The 20,666-nt window shown below is 68.9% G+C and carries 19 protein-coding genes and 1 tRNA gene; 5 read left to right on the top strand and 15 right to left on the bottom strand.

Going from position 1 to position 20,666, the window contains the following annotated elements; genetic code table 11:
* Positions 1-23: 23 nt before the first annotated feature.
* Positions 24-1,538 (top strand): LacI family DNA-binding transcriptional regulator, encoded by a 1,515-nt coding sequence (locus BBK82_RS56250; RefSeq protein ID WP_065915284.1) that lies wholly within the window; start codon positions 24-26, stop codon positions 1,536-1,538.
* Positions 1,539-1,663: 125 nt separating this feature from the next.
* Here the strand turns inward: BBK82_RS56250 and BBK82_RS13180 are convergent.
* Together BBK82_RS13180 and BBK82_RS13185 are read right to left on the bottom strand one after the other, a co-directional pair.
* Positions 1,664-1,737 (bottom strand) — tRNA-Pro (locus BBK82_RS13180).
* An 18-nt stretch (positions 1,738-1,755) separates the two neighbouring features.
* Positions 1,756-2,709 (bottom strand): metallophosphoesterase, encoded by a 954-nt coding sequence (locus BBK82_RS13185; protein ID WP_065915285.1) that lies wholly within the window; start codon positions 2,707-2,709, stop codon positions 1,756-1,758.
* Between the two features lie 68 nt (positions 2,710-2,777).
* Between BBK82_RS13185 and BBK82_RS13190 the strand changes: the two genes are divergently transcribed.
* Positions 2,778-3,248, top strand: coding sequence for a GatB/YqeY domain-containing protein (locus BBK82_RS13190; protein ID WP_065915286.1), 471 nt, complete (start codon positions 2,778-2,780; stop codon positions 3,246-3,248).
* A gap of 39 nt (positions 3,249-3,287) precedes the next feature.
* Here BBK82_RS13190 and BBK82_RS13195 read toward each other — a convergent pair whose 3' ends face one another.
* From BBK82_RS13195 to BBK82_RS13225, 7 genes are read right to left on the bottom strand one after another with little or no spacing between them, the layout of a single operon-like run.
* Entirely contained in the window at positions 3,288-4,460 is a 1,173-nt protein-coding gene (locus tag BBK82_RS13195) for an MFS transporter (RefSeq protein WP_065915287.1), read from the bottom strand.
* 60 nt (positions 4,461-4,520) lie between these two features.
* Positions 4,521-5,918, bottom strand: coding sequence for a gluconokinase (locus BBK82_RS13200; protein ID WP_065915288.1), 1,398 nt, complete (start codon positions 5,916-5,918; stop codon positions 4,521-4,523).
* Positions 5,915-6,655 (bottom strand): class I SAM-dependent methyltransferase, encoded by a 741-nt coding sequence (locus BBK82_RS13205; protein WP_065921025.1) that lies wholly within the window; start codon positions 6,653-6,655, stop codon positions 5,915-5,917. The genes BBK82_RS13200 and BBK82_RS13205 overlap by 4 nt, the downstream gene beginning before the upstream one ends.
* Before the next feature lie 10 nt (positions 6,656-6,665).
* Positions 6,666-8,573, bottom strand: a complete 1,908-nt coding sequence (locus BBK82_RS54035) for an ADP-ribosylglycohydrolase family protein (protein WP_237048162.1) — start codon at positions 8,571-8,573, stop codon at positions 6,666-6,668.
* On the bottom strand, positions 8,570-9,133 hold the full coding sequence (locus BBK82_RS13215; RefSeq protein ID WP_065915289.1) for a hypothetical protein: 564 nt from the start codon (positions 9,131-9,133) through the stop codon (positions 8,570-8,572). Before BBK82_RS13215 ends, BBK82_RS54035 begins: the two co-directional genes overlap by 4 nt.
* 47 nt (positions 9,134-9,180) lie before the next feature.
* The gene (locus BBK82_RS13220) at positions 9,181-10,245 is read right to left on the bottom strand and encodes an aspartate-semialdehyde dehydrogenase (protein ID WP_065915290.1); all 1,065 of its coding nucleotides are present in this window, start codon (positions 10,243-10,245) and stop codon (positions 9,181-9,183) included.
* Positions 10,242-11,507, bottom strand: a complete 1,266-nt coding sequence (locus BBK82_RS13225; RefSeq protein WP_065915291.1) for an aspartate kinase — start codon at positions 11,505-11,507, stop codon at positions 10,242-10,244. The genes BBK82_RS13220 and BBK82_RS13225 overlap by 4 nt, the downstream gene beginning before the upstream one ends.
* A gap of 106 nt (positions 11,508-11,613) precedes the next feature.
* Between BBK82_RS13225 and BBK82_RS13230 the strand changes: the two genes are divergently transcribed.
* A complete protein-coding gene (locus tag BBK82_RS13230) occupies positions 11,614-12,834 on the top strand; it encodes a glycosyltransferase family protein (protein ID WP_237048163.1) in 1,221 nt (406 codons plus the stop codon).
* Positions 12,834-13,394: a nitroreductase family protein gene (locus BBK82_RS13235; RefSeq protein ID WP_065915293.1), complete on the top strand. Its 561-nt coding sequence runs from the start codon at positions 12,834-12,836 to the stop codon at positions 13,392-13,394. The genes BBK82_RS13230 and BBK82_RS13235 overlap by 1 nt, the downstream gene beginning before the upstream one ends.
* Here the strand turns inward: BBK82_RS13235 and BBK82_RS13240 are convergent.
* From BBK82_RS13240 to BBK82_RS13250, 3 genes are read right to left on the bottom strand one after another with little or no spacing between them, the layout of a single operon-like run.
* A complete protein-coding gene (locus BBK82_RS13240) occupies positions 13,380-13,880 on the bottom strand; it encodes an NUDIX domain-containing protein (protein ID WP_065915294.1) in 501 nt (166 codons plus the stop codon). The genes BBK82_RS13235 and BBK82_RS13240 overlap by 15 nt on opposite strands.
* 10 nt (positions 13,881-13,890) lie before the next feature.
* Positions 13,891-14,178 carry a YggT family protein gene (locus BBK82_RS13245; protein ID WP_065915295.1) on the bottom strand — a complete coding sequence of 96 codons (288 nt, stop codon included), beginning with the start codon at positions 14,176-14,178 and terminating at the stop codon, positions 13,891-13,893.
* A gap of 27 nt (positions 14,179-14,205) precedes the next feature.
* A complete protein-coding gene (locus tag BBK82_RS13250; protein ID WP_065915296.1) occupies positions 14,206-14,502 on the bottom strand; it encodes a hypothetical protein in 297 nt (98 codons plus the stop codon).
* Positions 14,503-15,037: 535 nt separating this feature from the next.
* Between BBK82_RS13250 and leuA the strand changes: the two genes are divergently transcribed.
* On the top strand, positions 15,038-16,828 hold the full coding sequence (gene leuA, locus BBK82_RS13255; protein ID WP_065915297.1) for a 2-isopropylmalate synthase: 1,791 nt from the start codon (positions 15,038-15,040) through the stop codon (positions 16,826-16,828).
* On the opposite strand, the gene BBK82_RS50175 is transcribed toward leuA, so the two are convergent.
* The 3 genes from BBK82_RS50175 to BBK82_RS13270 are packed head-to-tail and all read right to left on the bottom strand — an operon-like array spanning position 16,825 to position 20,497.
* Positions 16,825-17,772 (bottom strand): TolB family protein, encoded by a 948-nt coding sequence (locus BBK82_RS50175; protein WP_065915298.1) that lies wholly within the window; start codon positions 17,770-17,772, stop codon positions 16,825-16,827. The two genes, leuA and BBK82_RS50175, sit on opposite strands and share 4 nt — an antisense overlap.
* A complete protein-coding gene (locus BBK82_RS50180) occupies positions 17,766-18,899 on the bottom strand; it encodes an MFS transporter (RefSeq protein ID WP_154697284.1) in 1,134 nt (377 codons plus the stop codon). Before BBK82_RS50180 ends, BBK82_RS50175 begins: the two co-directional genes overlap by 7 nt.
* 29 nt (positions 18,900-18,928) lie before the next feature.
* Positions 18,929-20,497 carry a discoidin domain-containing protein gene (locus BBK82_RS13270; RefSeq protein ID WP_065915300.1) on the bottom strand — a complete coding sequence of 523 codons (1,569 nt, stop codon included), beginning with the start codon at positions 20,495-20,497 and terminating at the stop codon, positions 18,929-18,931.
* Positions 20,498-20,666: the final 169 nt, after the last annotated feature.

Below are 20,666 nucleotides of genomic sequence, written 5' to 3' on the forward strand. Positions count from 1 at the left end.
CACATTCATTTCCTGGAGAGCGAATGGGATTCGCAGAGAATCGCGGTGACTACTATCGTGCTCGATACAAGATCGCGCCTGGCAAGTACGGCACGGTAAAGAACGAGTTCGGTGAGACCATCCGATACGCCAAGAAGCGTGATGCGGAGAAGGCCGCCAACGATGCAGAGGCAGACATTCGCAGCGGGCGTGTCAGTGCCGTCAAACAGGCTGGTGTGCTGTTCGGTGAGTACGTGGATAAATGGTACGCGGCGCAGGACCTGGCAGCGTCTACGATGCAGAACTACCGCAGGCACATCGAGGAACACATTCTGCCCACATTCGGGGACAAGATAATTGGAGAAATCCGGCCCTTGGACGTGAACGAGTGGGAGAAGAGCGAGCGCGCCGCAGGCTACGCCGAGTCCAGCATCAAAACCTGGCGGGGAACTCTGCACCTGGTCTTCGCCGACGCGGTCGACGACCCGACCATTCCGATCGACTCGAACCCGGCGGCAAGGCGCCGAGGCAGAGGTAAGCGTGCGGGTAGGTCCAGCAAGCGAGGACCCGAGAAGGCGATCACGACCATGCTCGGGGTGCTGCTGATCGCCGAACGCGCAGCCCTGTTGTCTGGCCGCGATGACGAGTTCGTGGCCATCGTGACCAAGGGCTACACCGGAATGCGCTGGGGCGAGCTGGTTGGTTTGGAGGCTCAGTACGTGAAGAAAAGCGGTATTCGCGTCGAATGGCAGCTTTACGAGCTGGACACAGGAGAGTTTCACAGGTGTCCGCCGAAGGATGACTCATACCGGACGATCGACACTCCGGAGTGGCATTCATGGCTGCTCGTTGAGCATCTGGCCAAACGAAGCGCTGGACCATGCACATGTCATGGCCTTGACTACGTGTTCACCGGCCATCGGCCGAGCAACACCTCTGCGCGAAGTACGGGCGCGAAACTCGTTGATGTCGCACGGCTTGCCGCGGTGTCTGTCGGAACCGTGTCCAACGTGCTCAACCGGCCAGCGACGGTGCCGATGAGGACCCGGCTCGCTGTCGAGAGCGCGATTTCGGATCTCGGTTATGTCCGTGGCGGCGCACCGACGCAGCTTGCCGCGCACTGGCGCCGGAACGGGTTCGCGACGTGGCTGTTCAAACCGGCCGCAACAGGTTGGTATCCGGCGAAGGCGCCGCACGCGGCTCGACCGGTGCCCATCATCGGCAACCCGTGGCCTGGAGTGCCGGCACGTGGCAGGAATGCCACGGCACGTGCTGACGCGTCGTGGCTGCCCGTCGCGCCCGGTCTAACGCCGCACGGACTGCGGCACACGCACAAGACGCTCCTGGTGGAGCTGAACGTGCCGAAACCACTCCAGGATGAGCGGATGGGGCACTTGGACGGCTCTGTGCAGGGTCGCTACTCGCACGTGACGCAGTCGATGAGGCATCAGCTCATGGCGGACCTCACAGAGGTCTGGGAGCAAGCATTGGAGTTGCGGCGGGTGATGAGCCCGACCTCGCCGGTTGTTGTCCTCGACAGGCTTCTCAGAGCCTCTTGACCGGGAGCCTCTCCGGGGGTGAAACGGGAGTTGTTCTCCCAGATTTCTCCCAGAACAGTCCGCGAACACAAATCAGGCCCTGTCCACGTCTACTGTGGACAGGGCCTGACCTGTATCTATTTCAATCGGGGTGACAGGATTTGAACCTGCGACCTCTTCGTCCCGAACGAAGCGCGCTACCAAGCTGCGCCACACCCCGGCTGGAACGAGTAGAACTCTACATCATGTCCTTCCTAGCTCCGAATCGGACCCCCTCATTCCGGTCCTGACCAGGCATGACCGGCCTCGGGACCAAGGTGAGCAAGGAGGCCTCCGGCGGGCAGCAGAAGCGCACCGGGGCGTAAGGGGAAGTGCCCATGCCGGCGGAGACGTTCATCCACATGTGGGAGCCCCAGCGGGAAACGCCGCGGGCGCGGGTGCGGTCGAGCTCGCAGTTCGTGACCAGGGCGCCGTAGAAGGGGACGCGGAGCTGGCCGCCGTGGGTGTGGCCCGCCATGACGAAGTCGTAGCCGTCGGCGGCGAACGGGTCCAGGACGCGGGGTTCCGGGGAGTGGGTGACGCCCAGGCGCAGGGCTGCGCGGGGGTCGGGGGCGCCGGCGATGTCGGCGTAGCGGTCGCGCTTGAGGTGCGGGTCGTCGAGGCCCGCTGCGAAGACGGTCTGGCCGGCGACCTCGATGGTGCGGCGGACGTGGGTGAGGTCCTGCCAGCCGCGTTCGATCATGCCGGCGCGGAGGTCTCGCCACGGGAGGGTGACGCCGTGGATGCGCTTGGTCTTGGCCGACGGGAGCAGGTAGCGCACCGGGTTCTTCATCCGCGGGGCGTAGTAGTCGTTGCTGCCGAAGACGAAGACGCCGGGGCGGTCCAGGAGTGGGCCGAGGGCGCGCAGGACGGCGGGGACGGCGTCCTTGTGGGCGAGGTTGTCGCCCGTGTTCACGACCAGGTCCGGGTTCAGGTCGTTGAGCGCGGCGACCCAGCGCTGCTTGGAGACCTGGTTCGGGGTCATGTGCAGGTCTGAGATGTGCAACACCCTCATCGGCTTGGCGCCGGGGGCGAGCACGGGGACCGTCGCGGTGCGCAGGGTCCAGTGCCTTCTCTCGATTCCCGCCGCGTACGCGATGGTCGCGGTGCCGAGGGCGGTCGTGGCGAGGAGTGCGCGGCCGAGCTTGTTCACGTGTCAAGGGTACGGAAGACGGATAACTCGATCGGCGCCGCATCCGGCGGGCGGTACCGTTCTGCGCCATGGCGGAGTTGAAGACGCGGCTGCAGAGCGACCTGACTGCGGCGATGAAGGCCAGGGAGACGGTCACGGCCGGTGCTCTGCGCATGGCGCTCACGGCGGTCACGAACGAGGAGGTCTCCGGCGAGCAGGCCCGTGAGCTCAGCGACGACGAGGTCGTGAAGGTGCTGATGCGCGAGGCCAAGAAGCGCAAGGAGGCCGCGGAGGCTTTCGCGGGTGCCGGGCGCGCGGAGAAGGCCGAGCTGGAGCGGGCGGAGCTCGCCGTGCTGGAGACCTACCTGCCGAAGCAGCTCGACGACGCCGAGATCGCGTCCATTGTGGACAACGTGGTGGCTGCGCTGGCCGAGCAGTCCGGTGAGGCGCCGGGCCCGAAGCAGATGGGTCAGGTCATGAAGGCCGTCAACGCCGAGGTGGCCGGGCGTGCCGAGGGTGGCCGGGTGGCCGCCGCGGTGAAGGCGAAGCTGACCTCCTGAGACCGAGAAGGCCCCTCCGCACATGAGGAGGGGCCTTTGTCATGCCCGTACGCGGTCGCGTTGCCGGGCGAGCAGCCAGCCGATCCCCGCCACCAGCAGGCCGCCCGCACCGACCACCACGAAGCCCAGCGGTGCGCCGCCGTGGTCGATCGCCACGCCCGCGAGCGGTGAGCCGATGGCGCTGCCGACCGTGAACGCCGAGCCCTGCAACCCCAGCGCGAGCCCTCGGGCCGTGGCGGGGGCGAGCCGGCTGATGTGCTCGCCGGAGGCCGCGATCAGCGGCGCGCACATCAGGTTCATCGGGATGAGCAGCAGGCACAGCCACAGGACGCTGCCGTCGCCGAGCCCGACCGGCATCTCCAGCAGTCCCATCAGCGCGAGCAGCACCAGCACGCTCGGTGTCCGCTTCACGCCGCCGTAGACCAGGCCGCCGGTGATCGAGGACGCGCACATCGCGAAGAACGCGACGCCGATCCAGCCCTGCTTCCCGGCGTGCTCGAGGCTCGCGATCGTCGAGACCTCCATGCCCACCAGGCAGAGCGTCGCGCCCGCGCACACCACGAACACACCGATGACCGGGCCGCGCAGCCATTCGGAGACCCGCGGCTTCGGGCCGTCGACGACCTCGTCCTGGTGCACCATCGGCGGGTTCGCGACGTACAGCAGCACGCCGGCCACCAGGATCGAGACGCCGATGAACACCAGTGCCGCGTCAGTGGAGAACTTGGTCGCCATGAACACCCCAAGCGCGGGACCGGCCATGAACGACAGCTCGACGGAGATCGAGTCGAGCGACAACGCGACCCGGCGCTGCCCCTCCGGCACCAGCGCGGTGATGATCTGCCGCCCGATCGACATCATCGGCACGCCGAGCAACCCCACGGCGAACGACGCGACCAGCAGCGTCCAGTACGACAGCAGCGGCGCGACGAGCCAGAACGCGGTCGACGCCGTGACGCTCAGCGCGAGCATCAGGCGCAGGCCGCGTTCGTCGATCAGCTTGCCCATCAACGGCGCGCCCAGCCCCATGCCGACGGTGCCCGCCGCACCGACCAGCCCGGCCGCGCCGTAGCCCTCGTCCAGCGTGACGGCGACGTGCAGCGTGAGGATCACGCCGGTCGCCGCCGGTGGCATCCGCGCAAACAACATCAACAGCACGAGCGGCCGGACCTTGGGCAGCACGAGGACGTGTTTGAACGGGGCGAGGTTCACACCCCATACTTACTTTGCCTGGCTAATGATTTACAGGGCGTTTTCTTGAGGTGCTCAAGATCACACGCGGTAGAGGTCCTCCAGCGCCTGGTACGCCTTCGCCACGAACGGCCGCGCCGCCGCGTACCGCTTGATCGCCGCCTCGTCCGGCGTGATCGTGCTGATCGGCCGCACGAGGTCCACCGTCAGCGACTCGATCTCGCCCAGCGCCCGCCACGCCAGCAGCGCGGCACCGATCGCCGACCCGCCGCTGTCCTCGGTGAGGTGCAACGGCATGCCGAGCGCGTTCGCCAGCACCTGCGCCCACACCCGTGCGCGGAACGCACCGCCGGTGATCCGGATCGAGTCGACCCGCGGCACGGCGTCGAGCACCAGTGCGAGCTGCTGGCAGGCTCCCTCGACCAGGGCCTTGGTGATCTGCGCCGGCTTGTGCTCGCGGCGCAGCCCCAGCAACGCGGCGTGCGCGGTCGAGTCCCACCACGGCGCCCGCTCCCCGAGCAGGTACGGCAGCGCCACCAACCCGTCGGAATCCGCGTGCAGAGCCTGTTCGAGCAGCTCACCGACCGGGACGCCGAACGTCTCCGACGCCCACTGCGCCACGACACCACCGTTGCTGATCGCCCCGCCCCGCACCCACAGCCCCTCGGCGATGGCGTAGCTGAACGTGCGGCCCTCGTCGTCGATGCCCGGCCCCAGCTGGGCCACCCGCAACGCGCCGGACGTGCCGAGCGACACCGCACCCGTGCCGGGGGTGGCCGCGCCGACGCCGAGGTTGCCGAGCGGCCCGTCACCGCCACCGACGACGACCGGGATCCCCCTGCGCAGCCCCGGGATCTCGGCGGTCAACGGCGTGGCGTGCGTGGGGTCGACGAGCGGCGGGAGCTGGTCGGCGGTCACCCCGGCGAACTCCAGCGACGGCTCGTGCCACTGCAGCGTGTGGATGTTCATCAGGCCGGTGCCGGAGCCGGACGAGTGCTCGTTGAGCAGCACGCCGGTCAGGTGCAGGTGCACGAAGTCCTTGATCTCACACCACTTCGCCGCGCGCACGCCGTTCTCGTGGAACCAGGCGAGCTTCATCAGCGGCGTGAACGAGTGGATCGGCGCGCCGGTCGTCCGATGCAGCTCGCGCCCTTCCTCGGTGCCGCGCAACCGTTCCGTCTGCTCGACCGCGCGGTTGTCGGCCCAGCTCAACGACTCGGTGACGGGCCGCAGGTCCGCGTCCAGGCCCATGATCGTGTGCATCGCGCCGGTCAACGCGATGGCGCGCACGTCGTCGGAGGCCAGCTCGCGCAGCGCGTCGAACGCCGCGGCGAGCACCTCCAGCGGGTCGTGGGTCGCCTCCAGACCGCTGGTGCGCATCGGGTACCCGCGCTCGGTCGAGGCCACCACACGGGCCTGCGAGTCCACCGCGACGACCTTGGTCGCCGTGGTGCCGAGATCGACCGCCAGCACGATCATGACTCGCCCTTCACCGCGCTGAAGACCGCGAAGCTCGGCGAGGTCCGCAGCGGTTCCCAGAACTCGGTACCGCGGTCGTCGTCCGGCACCACGACGGGGTGGCGCGTCACGTCCGCGAGCCCGGCGCGTTCCAGTGCCGCGTCGAACACGCCGCGCTCCCAGTAGAAGGAGTCGAAGCCGAACGGCGGGTCGCCCAGCACGTGCACGCGGACCGGCTGCTTGACGTCCATCGGGCCGGTGCGGGTGATCTCGTAGCCGTAGCGGCCGTACTGCGCGTACAGGTCCCAGTCGGCGTCCGGGTTCGGCACCACCACGACGAGCCGCCCGCCGGGGGCGAGGTTCGCGGCCAGGTTGCCGACCATGACGTCCAGCGCGGGCACGTCGTCGGCGTACCCGAGCAGCCACACGGCCGTGACGACGTCATACGAGCCGAGCACCGGCAGGGTCGCCGCGTCGTGCTGCGCATAGGTGATGCCGCGCGGTTCCCGGTCCTCGACGTGCCGGGCGTACCCGATCATCTCGCCCGCCGAGTCGACGCCGGCGACCCGCGTGGCGCCGAGGTCGTGGAAGAGCCGCGGGTAGAACCCGGTGCCGCAGGCCACGTCCAGCACCGACCGGCCGCGCAGGTCGCCGACGGCCGACAGCAGCGTGGCGCGTTCGGCCAGCCCGGTCGGGATGTGCTTGGCACGCTCGTAGACCGCACCCAGCGCGTCGTACTGCTCGTCGCTCTCCGCCATGCCGCCCACCCTAAGACGGCGGGTAGCGGCGGAACCACTCCTCCGCCACCGGCGCGGCGGGTCCGGTCTCGATCTCCCAGTCGGCGACCATCCGGTCGACCAGCTCGCGGAACTGCACGCGCTCCACCCAGTCCGGCCGGATCGCGTCGATGCCGTGCAGCGCGCCGACCAGGTTGCCGCACAGGGACGCCGTCGAGTCGCTGTCGCCGCCGTGGTTGACCGAGACCAGCAACGCCTCGTTCGGGTCGTCGGTGACGAGTGCGGAGTAGAGCGCGATCGCGAGGGCCGAGTCGCCCACGCCGCCGCGGCCTAGTTCCTCGACCCGGGCGACGCTCGGGTCGCCCAGCGCGGCGAGCTCGATGGCGTGTTCGAGGCCGGCGACGACTTCCTCGTGGCCTTCGCGGCGGACGAGCGGGCTCATCGCGATGTCGACGGCTTCGAGCAAACCGTTGCCGCGCAACAGCTGGTGGACGAGCACGGCGAACACCCCCGCCGAGAGGTAGCCGCTGGGGTGGCCGTGGGTGAGCGCCGCGTTGGCCGCCGCGAGCGCGAACACGGTGCTCGGGTCGTCGCTGGCGAGTGCGACCGGAGCGACCCGCATGACGCCACCGCAGCCCTTGGAGTCGTTGACGGGCTTGGTGATCGTCGCAAGCTCGCCGGTGCGGGCGTACTCCTGCAACGCGCTCGTGCAGGTGAGTCCGGGCGCGCGTTTGCGGAACAGGTCCTCGTGCGTGACGAGCCAGCCGTCAGGCGAGTCCAGAGTGGACAGTGGACCGCGCGCCCTGTCCCACGGCGTTTTCTGCGTGTGCAGCCAGCGTTGCAACGCGTTCTGCGTGACCAACGTGAGCTCGTGCGTTCCCGTGAGCCGTTCGCGGACGTGCGCGCGAATGACCGCTTCGAACGTGAAGAGCATCATCTGCGTGTCGTCGGTGATGCGCGCGTCGACCGGCAGATCCGTCACGCCTTCCGGGCCGTGGCGTTCGTGAACGACCTCCATCGGCAGGTTCTCGGTGTTCGCACCCAACGCGTCACCGATCGCGCCCGCGATGAGGAAACCGCGCAGCCTGCTGTGGTCCGCGGACTCGCGCACCTCGTAGAACCGGTGCCCGTTCCCGTCGACCCACCGGCTCGCTTCCCGCCGCGTGAACGGGCGCTCGTAGCAGCCGCACATCCGCATGTGCTGGGACGCGTCGTCGGCGAGCTCGGCCAGGTCGAACTCGGTGTCGAACGGCAGTCCGGGGTTGATGTGCAGGCGCTTCGGCTTGCTGCCGGCGGACTTCGAGCTGTTCACCAGTTCGCTGAGGACCGTGTGCAGCGTGACGCGGACCCAGTGGCCGACCTCCGCCGGCAGCCGTTCGGGAGCCGTGTAGACGTCGAGCGTCTCGGGGAAGCCGTCGTTCTCGGTCAGCACGTCACCGGGGATGAGCACCTCGCCGTGTGGCGCGTTGTGCCCGAAGTCACCGCGGTCGTACCAGCCGAGCTCGAGGTAGCTCAGGAAGTGCTCCATCGGCGTCACCGGCCGCGGCCTGCCCTGCGCCACCGGCCCCGGCACGCGGTCCGGGTTGGGGTGCAGCGCGCCGCCGCCCTTCGGCACCCAGCCGAGCACCGCCGCACGTCCCGGGTACAGCCGCATGCCGGGCAGCTCGGCGAACTCCGGGTCGAACCGCGGCTCCCACGGCCGTTCACCGTCGACCGCGTTGCCCTGCGACAGCTCGGTGATCGTGCCGAGCGCGTGCACCTCGATCGCGTGCTCCGGCCACCGCCCGCCCGCGCGGACCCTGCCCTCCGCGTCGGGCAGGGCGAACCCGATCTCCCAGCCGTCGGTCGTGTCGAACACGCACTTCGGGTCGATGCGGTGTTCCGGCCGGTGCTCGGCCAGCCACTGGTCGGCCTTGAGGACCGCCTCGTCCCGGTTCACCACGACCTCCGGAACAGCTCTTCGGCGGTGCTGCTGATCTCGTGCTCCGGTCCGCCCCGGAGCGCACCCGCAATCGCTTGCGCCACACCGCGTCCCTCACCGCGCACGGCCTGGGCCAACGCCCCGGCCGCGGTGAACGGATCGGCGTCGGGCGGGTCGAGGTGCTCCGGCGTGAACAGGTGCTCGGCCAGCATCAGCACGGCGTCGAGCGCCGGTGAGCCGGGACCGTGGGTGAGCGCGACGAGCTCGGCGACCCGGTACTCGTCGAGGCGGCGGACGGCGGCGGGCAGCGCCCAGATGAGCGCGCCGGGGCCCTGCGAGTTGGGCTTGCCGCGGTAGTCGTCCTCGACCAGCAGCCGGGCGCTCTGCCGGGACACCAGGTCGGGTTGGACGGCCGGTCTGCCGGCCCACTCCACCAGCGCGGCTCTCGGGTCGTCGGCGGAACAGGCGACCAGCTGGTCGACGAGTCCTGTCCGGACGCCGGCGCCGTGTGCGAAACCCTGGTAGGCGGCCACGACGTGCTGCAGCCGTGGCGGCTGGACCCACTTGATCTCCCCCATCGCCGCCCGACCCTACCGGGACCGGGCGGCGACAGGTGGAGCGATCCTCAGAGGCGCTTCGCGAGCTCTTCCGCGACCTCGTAGGTGTTCAGCGCGGCACCCTTGCGCAGGTTGTCGCCGCACACGAAGAAGTCGAGCGTGTTCGGGAAGTCCAGCGCCTGCCGCACGCGGCCCACGTACGTCGGGTCCTCGCCCACGACGTCGGCCGGGGTCGGGAACTTCTGCGCGGCCGGGTCGTCGACCAGCACGATCGTCGGCTGCTCCGAGAAGATCTTGTGCGCCGCCTCGACCGTGACCTCGCGGGCGAACACCGCGTGGACGGCCAGCGAGTGCGTCGTGACGACCGGGACGCGCACGCAGGTGGCGGAGACCTTCAGGTCCGGGATGCCGAGGATCTTGCGGGCCTCGTTGCGGACCTTCAGCTCCTCCGACGACCAGCCGTCGTCCTTCAGCGAGCCCGCCCACGGCACCACGTTCAGCACCAGCGGCGCCGGGAACGGCGAGTCCTCGGCCGACAGACCGGCGGCGGCGAGCGCCTCGGCGACGTCACCCGCGGCGACACCCGCCTCCTTGCCGGCCAGCGCGCTGATCTCGGCGTAGAGGCGGTCGATGCCGGACTGACCGGCACCGGACGCGGCCTGGTAGGAGGAGACGACCAGTTCCTTCAGCTCGAACTCGCGGTGCAGGGCACCGAGCGACGCCATCATCGACAGCGTCGTGCAGTTCGGGTTCGAGATGATGCCGCGCGGGCGGTTGTCGATCTGGTCCGCGTTGACCTCGGGCACGACCAGCGGCACGTCCGCGTCCATCCGGAACGCGCCCGAGTTGTCGATCGCGATGGCCCCGCGCTCGGCGGCGATCGGGGCCCACTCCTTCGACACCTCGTCCGGCACGTCGAACATCGCGATGTCGACGCCGTCGAAGGCCTCCGGCGACAGCTCGACGACGGTGAGCTCCTGGCCGCGCACGTTGATCTTCTTGCCCGCGGAGCGCGCGGAGGCGATCAGCCGGATCTCGCCCCACGGCACGGAGGAGCGGGTGTTCATGATGTCGATCATCACGGTGCCCACGGCACCGGTCGCGCCGACGAGCGCGATCACGGGGGCGGTCATCGGCCAGTCCCTGCGTAGACGACGGCCTCTTCGTCGGTGCCCAGGTCGAACGCGTCGTGCAGGGCACGGACGGCGTCGTCGAGCTGGGTGTCGCGGCAGATGACCGAGATGCGGATCTCCGAGGTGGAGATGATGTCGATGTTGACGCCGGCCGTGGCCAGCGCCTCGCAGAACGTGGCCGTGACACCGGGGTGCGAGCGCATGCCCGCGCCGATCAGCGACACCTTGCCGACGTGCTCGTCGTAGAGGACCTGGTCGAACCCGATCTCACCGCGGGCCTTCTCCAGTGCCGCCACCGCACGCGGGCCGTCGTCCTTCGACAGCGTGAACGTGATGTCGGTGCGGCCGGACGCGGCCGTCGAGACGTTCTGCACGACCATGTCGATGTCGAGCTCCGCCTGCGCCACCACGCGGAAGATCTTGGCCGCGATGCCGGGGTGGTCGGGGACGGCGGTAACGGTGATCTTGGCTTCGGACCGGTCGTGCGCGACGCCGGTGATCATCGCCTGTTCCACGGAAGCGTCCTCCACTGAACCGGACACGATGGTTCCGGTCTTGTTGCTGAACGACGAACGGACGTGCACGGGGACGCCGTAGCGGCGGGCGTACTCCACACAGCGGAGCATCAGCACCTTCGCGCCACAGGCGGCCATCTCGAGCATTTCCTCGTAGGTGATCGTGTCGAGCTTCCTCGCGTTCGGCACGATGCGCGGGTCGGCGGTGTAGACGCCGTCCACGTCGGTGTAGATCTCGCACACGTCGGCCTTCGTCGCCGCCGCGAGCGCCACCGCCGTGGTGTCGCTGCCGCCGCGGCCGAGCGTGGTGATCTCCTTGGAGTCCTGGCTCACGCCCTGGAACCCGGCGACGATCGTGATCGCCCCGTCCGAGAGCGCGTCCTGGATCCGGCTCGGCGTCACGTCGATGATCCGGGCCTTGCCGTGCACCGACGTCGTGATCACGCCGGCCTGCGAGCCCGTGTAGGACCGCGCCTGCGCACCGAGTGAGTTGATCGCCATCGCGAGCAGCGACATGGAGATCCGCTCACCCGAGGTGAGGAGCATGTCGAGCTCGCGCGCCGGCGGCACCGGGGCGACCTGGCGGGCGAGGTCGAGCAGCTCATCGGTCGTGTCGCCCATGGCGGACACGACGACGACAACGTCGTTCCCCGCCTTTTTGGTCGCGACGATGCGCTCGGCCACGCGTTTGATCCGCTCGGCACTTCCCACCGATGAACCGCCGTACTTCTGGACGACGAGCGCCACCGACCCAACCTCCCTCACACGCGACCAAAACCGCACGTCGTAGGCAGCCTACCCGGACCACCTGGTGAGACTCTGGAGCCGTGATGCGCGTGACTACTCTGTCCGGGTGTCCTCAGTCGATGTGGTGGAGGCTTCTCCAGCGATGCCCGAACGCGCTGCGCGACCACCGGTCCGCGACTGGCTGAGACACCCCGCCGCGCTGTGGGCCGCCCCGGCGCTCATCTACCTGTTCGTCCGCCAGCTCGGCCTGGTCGTGCTGGGCTGGATGGTCGACTTCCAGAACAGCAGGCAGAACTCGACCATGTCCGTGTCCGGCGAGCTGGGCTCGTGGGACGGCGAGTGGTTCCTCGCGATCGCCGAGCACGGGTACAACGACGTGCCGCTGCGCCTGGTCGACGCGGCTGGCCGGCGGTCGGCGGAGACCCCGCTCGCGTTCTTCCCGGGCTATCCCGCGCTGGTCAGGTGGGTCGACGGCCTGCCGGGCGTGACCGTGGCGGGCGCGGCGTTCGCGGTGAGCCTGATCAGCGGCCTGTTCTGCGCCTACGGCCTGTTCGTGCTCGGCCGCACGGTCCGCACCGGCTCGTCGCGGGCAGGGTTGGTGCTGGTCACGCTGTTCGCCGCCTCCCCGATGGCGGTCGTGCTGTCGATGACGTACTCCGAGGCCACGTTCTGCGCGTTCGCCGTGTGGGCGCTGGTCGGCGTGGTGCGCAAGCAGTGGGTCATGGCGGGCGTCTGCTGCGCGGCCGCGGGCCTGGTCCGCCCGACCGCGGGCGCGCTGATCGCCGCGGTCTGCCTGGCCGCGCTCGTCGCGGTGATCGGCGACCGGCGCGACTGGAAGGCGTGGGCCGGCGGCCTGATCGCCCCGATCGGCCTGCTGGGCTACCTGGGCTGGGTGGCCGTCCGCACGGATGACGTCGCCGGCTGGTTCGGCGTGCAGCAACGCGGCTGGGGCTCGAAGTTCGACGGCGGCGAGGCGACCTGGACGTTCGCCCTGCAGCACCTCGGCGAACCGCGCTCGGCACTGGAGATCGGCACGGTCTGGCTGCTGGTCCTGGCGATCGCGCTGGTGCTCTACGCGTTCCAACGGCGCCTGGAGTGGCCGCTGATCGTCTACGGCATCGGCGTGCTGGTCATGGACCTCGGCTCGAACGGCTTGATGAACTCCAAGGCCCGCCTGCTGCTCCCGGCCTTCACGCTGCTGGTACCGCTGGCCCTCGTGCTGGCCCGCCGCCGGCTGTCCACCGTCGTCACCGTGCTGGCCGTGACGGCCCTGTTCAGCGCGTGGTTCGGTGCGTACGCCCTCGCCGTTTGGGACTATGCGATCTGATGAACGAGCTGATCTCGAAGCGCTGGAGCCCTCGCGCCTTCTCCGCCGACGCCGTGGTGACCGACGACGAGCTGCGCACGCTCCTGGAGGCCGCCCGCTGGGCCCCTTCACACGGCAACAGCCAACCCGCGCGCTTCGTCGTGGGCAGGCGCGGCTCCCCGACCTTCGTCGCGATCTTCGACACCCTGCGTCCCGGCAACAAGACCTGGGCCGTGCGCGCGTCCGTCCTGCTGATCGGCTGCGTGCTCACCACCGACGACCGCGGCCCCATCCCGAACACCGAGTTCGGCTTGGGCCTAGCAATGGAGAACATCGCCCTGCAGGCCGTCGACCTGGGCCTGATCGCGCACATGATGGGCGGCTTCGACAAGGAGGAAGCCCACTCCGCGTTCGCCATGCCCGCCGACGTCCGCCCGCTGGTCGCGATGGCGGTGGGCAGGCTGGGTGACCTCACCGACCTGCCCGAAGACCTCCAGGCCCGCGAACAGCGCGAACGTCACCGCCTCCCGCTCTCCGAAACCGTCTTCACCGGCACCTGGGGCGAGTCACAGTTCAGTTGAGAAGTACTTCGTCGCAACCTCGTTGTGCAGCGGAAACGCCAACGGCTCGCACTCGAAGATGACCTTCCGCTCCGACGCCTCGTCGTTGGGCACGAACGGCGGCATGTCCTCCGCGTTGATGGCGGGCGCGGTGGCGAACAAGAGCACCGTCCCCCCGTCCGGCGTCGACACGAAGTGCAACGGCCGCAGGTCTTCGGGGTTCACGCTGACCCCGGCCTCTTCCTCCAGCTCACGCGCCGCACTCTGCTGCCACGACTCCCCGCGCTCCATGAACCCGCTGACGAAGGCCAACTCCCCCACCGGCGGAATGGCCCGTCGCACGGTGAGCAACCCGGTCCGGTGCCCGTCCTTGACCGGCACCAGCAACACGACCACGGGCGAAGGGTTCGCCCACACGCTGTGGTGACAGCTCGGGCAAGTGCGCGGGTAGGCGCTCGTGTCGGTGTACGCCGTACCGCAGCTGCTGCAGAAGTCGTCGCGCGCCATGCCCGTGACGCTAGCCGAGCCGCCTCACAAGCCTGAGGACAACCGCTCGAACGGCCAGCCAGAACACCGCCGCCAACCCGAAGTTGACGATCGTCCGCAGCTTCTCGTCAGCCGGAGCGAACAGGTCCCTGAACGCCAAAGCCACCGGCTCGGCAATCGCCTTGACGGTGGAGGTGATGGGGTTGCCGGGATTGGCCCCGCCGACGGTGAGCACGACGTGAACGACGAGCACCACCGCCAGCGCGAGGCCGACCCAGCTCAAGATCCCTGCCGCGATTCCGACCACGCGCGTACGCATGGGCCAGGAATCTACTACCGAGTAGCGTCAGTAGCGCGACACCGCGCGCGCCAGCAAGCCGGTGACGACCAGCCAGAACACCGCGGCGAGTCCGTAGTTGAGGAGGACATCGACGTTGTAGTTGCCCGTCGCGAACAAGCCGGGGAAGAACAGGGCCAGCGGCTCCGCGAGAGAGCCGATGAACCGGAAGAACGCGTTGGCCTGGTTCGCGCCCAGCACGATCATCAAGATGTACAGCACCTCGATGATCGCAAAGACCGCACCGATGCCGCTGATCACGCGTGAAGCCGTGCCGCGGCCACTGGTTGTACGTAATCTGGACATACCTGAAAACTTCCCGGGTTTGCTCGACTTCAAACCGCAGGCTTGCGCAAGGGTCCCCTTTATTTCTGGCTCCCTCGCGTCCTACGGTACTCCGCTGCACCGACAGGATCAGCGCGCTGAGCTGGACGGACGCACGCAACGGACCAGAACGGCAATTCGGACAGTTGGATTGGACTCGAATGTTCCACGGGCCGCAGCCGTGCCTTTGATCGAGCCGAAGGCGAGACGTAAAGCAAGCCCGCCGAACTCAAGCCACCACCGCAAAGCAACAACAACGCAACAGGAAGCCGCTCGATGCAACAGGCGTGCCATCTACCTGAGAGAAGCGGAGGCGGAGGGCCTCTTCAAGAGGGCAGGCATCCCACGATCCGGGCATCAAGTTCCATCCCCGCCCAACCTATGGCTACTCTGTCCGGCGTGTGGCGTTCCCTCCTGCTTCGCTGCCGTGACGGGGTCTGATCCAGACCGGCCCCCCGTCGCGGGACTCAGCGTTGCCGCCGGTCGTTGATCTCACGACCTGCAGGAGCACCTGAAAATGTCTACCGCTGACGCCTACACCTCCGGCACCAGCCGCATCCGCCAGCCCGCGCGCCCGGCCCCGGCCTCCCAGCCTTCCTGGAACCCCCAGCTGGGCAGCAGCATGCCGTTCCACCGCTACCGCCCGTTCCACGAGGTGGTGGAGGTCATCGACGTCCCCGACCGCACCTGGCCCACCAAGCGCGCCGAAAAGGCCCCCCTGTGGTGCGCGGTCGACCTGCGCGACGGCAACCAGGCCCTGATCGACCCGATGTCCCCCGCGCGCAAGCGCAAGATGTTCGACCTGCTGGTCCGCATGGGCTTCAAGGAGATCGAGGTCGGCTTCCCGGCCGCGTCCCAGACCGACTTCGACTTCGTCCGCGAGATCATCGAGGACGGCGCGATCCCGGACGACGTGACGATCCAGGTGCTGACGCAGTGCCGTGAGGAGCTGATCGCGAGGACGTTCGAGTCGCTGCGGGGCGCGAACAAGGCGATCGTGCACTTCTACAACTCGACCTCGATCCTGCAGCGCCGGGTCGTGTTCCGCAGCGACCGCGAGGGCATCAAGAAGATCGCCGTCGACGCCGCGGAGTTCGCCAAGAGCCAGGAAGCCGGCTACCCCGAGACCGACTTCCGGTACGAGTACTCGCCCGAGTCCTACACCGGCACCGAGCTCAGCTACGCGCTGGAGGTCTGCAACGCGGTCACCGCGGTCATCCAGCCGACGCCGGAGAAGCCGCTGATCATCAACCTGCCCGCCACCGTCGAGATGGCCACGCCGAACGTCTACGCGGACAGCATCGAGTGGATGTCGCGGAACCTGGACAGCCGCGAGTCGATCATCCTGAGCCTGCACCCGCACAACGACCGCGGCACGGGCGTCGCCGCGGCGGAGCTCGGGTACCTGGCCGGGGCCGACCGGATCGAGGGGTGCCTGTTCGGCAACGGGGAGCGGACCGGCAACGTGTGCCTGGTGACGCTGGCGATGAACATGTTCAGCCAGGGCATCGACCCGCAGATCGACTTCAGCGACATCGACGAGGTGCGCAGGACCGTCGAGTACTGCAACCAGCTGCCGGTCGCCGAGCGGCACCCGTACGGCGGTGACCTGGTGTTCACCGCGTTCTCGGGCAGCCACCAAGACGCGATCAAGAAGGGTCTCGAGGCGCTGGAGGCCGACGCGAAGGACGCGGGCCAGCACGTCGACGAGTACCCGTGGGAGGTCCCGTACCTGCCGATCGACCCGAAGGACGTGGGCCGCAACTACGAGGCCGTCATCCGGGTCAACTCGCAGTCCGGCAAGGGTGGCGTCGCCTACCTGATGAAGCAGGAGCACCACCTGGACCTGCCGCGGCGGCTGCAGATCGAGTTCTCGAAGGTGATCCAGGAGGTCACCGACACGCAGGGCGGCGAGATCGGCCCGAAGGAGATGTGGGACGCCTTCGCCGAGGAGTACCTGCACGGCAAGGTGCCGCTGCACCTGCTGCGGCACCGGGCGTCGTCGGACGGCAGCGGGCACGAGGAGATCACCGCCGTGCTGCTGATCGACGGTGACGAGCACGAGATCACCGGGTCCGGCAACGGGCCGATCGCGGCGTTCGTCGACGCGCTCGCCTCCATGGGGTACGACGTGCGGGTCATGGACTACGCCGAGCACGCGCTGTCCGCCGGTGACGACGCTCGTGCGGCCGCCTACGTCGAGTGCGCCGTGGGCGACCGCGTGCTGTGGGGCGTGGGCATCGACTCCTCCACCGTCGCCGCGTCGTTCCGCGCGATCGTGTCGGCCGTGAACAGGGCCAACCGCTAGGACACCACGGACGGGGAGGACGCGTGCGGCACCAGCTGCCGCGGCGCGCCCTCCCCGTTCGCCGGCACGGCCCAGATGCCCTCTCCCGGCAGGCCGTAGGCGATGGTGTCGTTGTCCAGCCACACGACCTGGTCGTCGATGCCGCGCGTCTCGGCCAGGGGTGTCTCCACCATCGTGGCGAGGTCCAGCACGTGCTGCCGCCACGGCCGCGCGCCGTCGCCGGCCACCCGCTTCTTGAACGCGACCCGCTTGCCGTCGGGTGACAGCGACGGGCATTCGGCGTTCTCCCGCAGCGTCTTCGCGGTCGAGTCCACGGCGTCGCCCTGGATCAGGTACGTCTTGCCCGCCGTGCTCATGGTGGCGTAGAAGGTGCGGTCGTCCGGGGTGAACGTGACGCCCCAGAAGTTCATGTCGTCGCTCATCCGCATGCCTTCGACCCGCAACCCCTCGACGTTGCTGGAGTACTCCTCCGTCTGCTCGTCGTAGATCGCGGTGCGGGTCGAGAACGTGCCGGACTGCGCGTACGAGTCCCCGGTCACGAACGTCGTCCACGACGCCATCCGCCCGGACGCCGAGAGCTTGGCGCGGTTCGGCACGCCCGCGACCTCCACCCGGCGCTGCTCCCCCAGCCCCTGGTCGACGAACACCGCGACCGCGCCCGGAAGTGGCCCCGACCCGTCCGCCAGGCACAGCCCCTGCCGCGCGGCGGTGAAGAACCGCTTGCAGGACAACGAACTGACCCGGCGCGGACCGGCGGGCGCGCCCAGCGGCACCGAGGCCACCTTGCCGCTGACGTCGTCCACGAAGACCAAGCGGCCGGGAGCCAGCTCGACCGGCCCCGCCTCCACCTCGACGGACGCCTTCTCCGGCGACCGCAGCGCGTAGGCCGTGGCACCGGCCCCCAGCACGACCACGGCCGCCAGCACGATCAGGAACCTCACCACGCGAACCACGTCCACATCGCACCGAACAGCACGGAGGAAAACGCACGGGCCAGCACCTGTCCGGTCTGCAGCAAGGCCAAACCCGACGTGCGCAGCTCCTCGGGGACCATCGGCCCGGCCACGGCCATCAGCACGCCGTCCGTGCACGCGTAGAACAGCCCGTGCAGCAGCAGAACCCCGACCAGCAGCGCGATTCCGGACGTGCCGAGGAACAACGCGTACGCACCGAGCAGCGCGAGGTGGCCGGCCAGGAAGATCCGCCACCTCCCTACCCGGTCGGCGAGCGCCCCCACCGGCACGGCTGCCAGCAGGTACACGCCGGCCGTGCCGAGAGGCAGCAACGCGATGTAGGCGACCTCGACGTCGAGCTGCTTCTGCAGCAACAGGTAGATGAACCCGTCGCCGAGCGTCAGCAGCCCGAGCCCGCACGCGACCAGGCAGACCCGCCGGAACGGCCTGGACCGCAACAGCCCGAAGGCGTTCCGCAGCGACACCGCGACGCGTGGCAGCACGTCGCGGTGGTCGCGGACGAACAGCACGAGCACCAGGAAACCCAGTGCGGCGAAGCAGAAGCTGACGACGAACACCACGTCGTAGCGCGCCGGCAACGTCCACAGCAGGCAGAACGCCACCAGCGGACCGAGGAACGCGCCCACGGTGTCCATGGCACGGTGGACACCGAAGGCACGCCCGAGCGCCGAGGGCTCGCTGCTCAACGTGATCAGCGCGTCCCGCGGTGCCGTGCGCAGGCCCTTGCCGGTCCGGTCACCGGCCAGCACGAGCCCCATCGCCGTGGCCGAGGTCCCGGCGGCGAGCAGGCCGAGCTTGCCCAGCGCCGAGATCCCGTACCCGAGCCCGGCCACGAGCTTGCGGCGTTGCCAGCGGTCAGCCGCATGACCGCCGACAACGCGCACCAGCGCTGTCACACCGGTGTAGATGCCGTCGAGCACACCGAACTGCAGCGGGGAGAACCCCAGCCCCAGCACGAGGTAGAGCGGCAGGATCGCCGTGACCATCTCCGAGGAGACGTCGGTGAGCAGGGAAACCGCGCCCAGTGCGAGCACGTTCGCCGCGATCCTGCCGGTCCCGCCCGCGGCTGGGGCTTGTCGAGCAGTTGCGATGTACACGACGGCCTCCGATCAACAGCCAGAACCGGTCAGCGGCAGGGGTAGGGGCCTGCCTTGTCGCGCACCCGCCCGGCCGTGTCGATGACCTCCCACGAGTAGGAGCGGCCGGTCAGGGTGAGCTTCATGACGCCGTGCGTGTCGGCGAACCAGCTCTCGACACCGGTGCGCGGCTTGACGTCCTTGTAGAGGTAGTCGCCGCCGATGCCGACGATCGCCGCGCGCATGCCGTTGGTCGTGTCGACCGAACCGCTCTTGCTCAACGGCTTCAGCCGCTCGTAGTGGTGGTCGTGACCGTTGAGCACGAGGTCGGCCTTGGCGTCGGCGAACGTGTTCCACAGCGGCGACATCACGGACTTGTCGCCGTACTGGCCGGAGTTGAACCGCGGGTGGTGCCAGTAGCCGACGACGCACGGCTTGGTGTTCGCGGCCAGGTCGTCCTTCAGCCAGTTGAGCTGCGTCGAGTCGCTGCCGCTGTCGTAGAGCTTCTGCGAGTCGAACGAGACGAAGTGGAACTCGCCGGCTTCCCAGCTGTAGTACGGCTTGCCGTTGGGGTAGGCCTGCGCGCCGAAGTACGCCTTGTAGCCGTTGAGGTTGTCCTCCCACTCGTGGTTGCCGGTCGCGGGGTGGGTGATGCTCTTGTAGCGGCCCCACGACTTGTCGTAGTGGTTGCGGAACTCGGTGAGCGTGCCGCTGTCGTACTGGTTGTCGCCGACCGTGAGGATGTGGTTCGGCTTGATCTGGTCGATGAGCTTCGCGGTCTCGTAGTGCTCGGAGTTCGTGAGCGACGCGATGTCACCGGCGACGACGACCGTGATGGTGTCGCCGGGCCCGGCCGGTTGGGTGGTCACCTGCAGCGCGTTGCTCACGGGGCCGAGGTTGCCGGCGGCGTCGCGAGCGCGGACGGTGTAGGTGAACGCCGTGCCGGAGGCCAGCCCGGTGTCGGTGAACGTCGTGCCGGTGGGCCTGCCGACGACGCTGCCGTTGCGCAGCACCTCGTAGCCGGTCACGCCGACGTTGTCGGTGGCGGCCGTCCACCGCAGACCGACCGAGCTGGACGTGGTGCCGGTGCCGGTCAGTCCGGACGGTGCGGTCGGCGGCACGGTGTCGCCGTTCGCGATGCTGCCGTAGACCTCGAGCTCGTACAGCGAGTAGCCGTACGTGGTTCCGCGCTTCGTGCCGTAGATCCGCACGTAGCGCCCGGACGTGGTCAGCGCCGTCTCGTCGACGCCACCGTTCTGCCCGGTCAGGGTCTTCTTGGTGCTCCACGACGAGCCGTCGCTCGACGTCTGGATCTTGTACTCGCTGGCGTGCGCGACCTCCCAGGTGAGCTTGACCTTGGAGATCGTGGCGTTGCCACCGAGGTCGACGGCGATCCACTGCGGGTCGACGCCTTCGAGGCTCGCCCAGCGAGTGGTCGGATCTCCGTCGACGGCGTTGGCACCACCGAAGGTCTCCGCTTCGACCGAGGAGACGGTGGTGGGCTTGTTGGCGGAGAGCAGGGAGTCGGCCGCCTGCGCCGGTCCTGACGCCGCCAGAGGGGGTATCACCAGGGCCAACACCACGACGGCAACACCGGTTCTGGTGTGCTTTCTGATCACTTCGTCCTCCTGGGCGGGGGATGGCGGCGAAGGATTGGTAAACAAGCTTTCCTATTGAGGTCGGAGGTTAGCTGCGGCCCAAGACGCAGGTCAACGGCAGAACCGGGAGTTGCTCCCGTGACAGGCCGGAACTTCACCGGGCGAAACCGGCGGTCATCCCCTGTCATTC

Source organism: Lentzea guizhouensis (assembly GCF_001701025.1).
Classification (GTDB): Bacteria; Actinomycetota; Actinomycetes; order Mycobacteriales; family Pseudonocardiaceae; genus Lentzea; species Lentzea guizhouensis.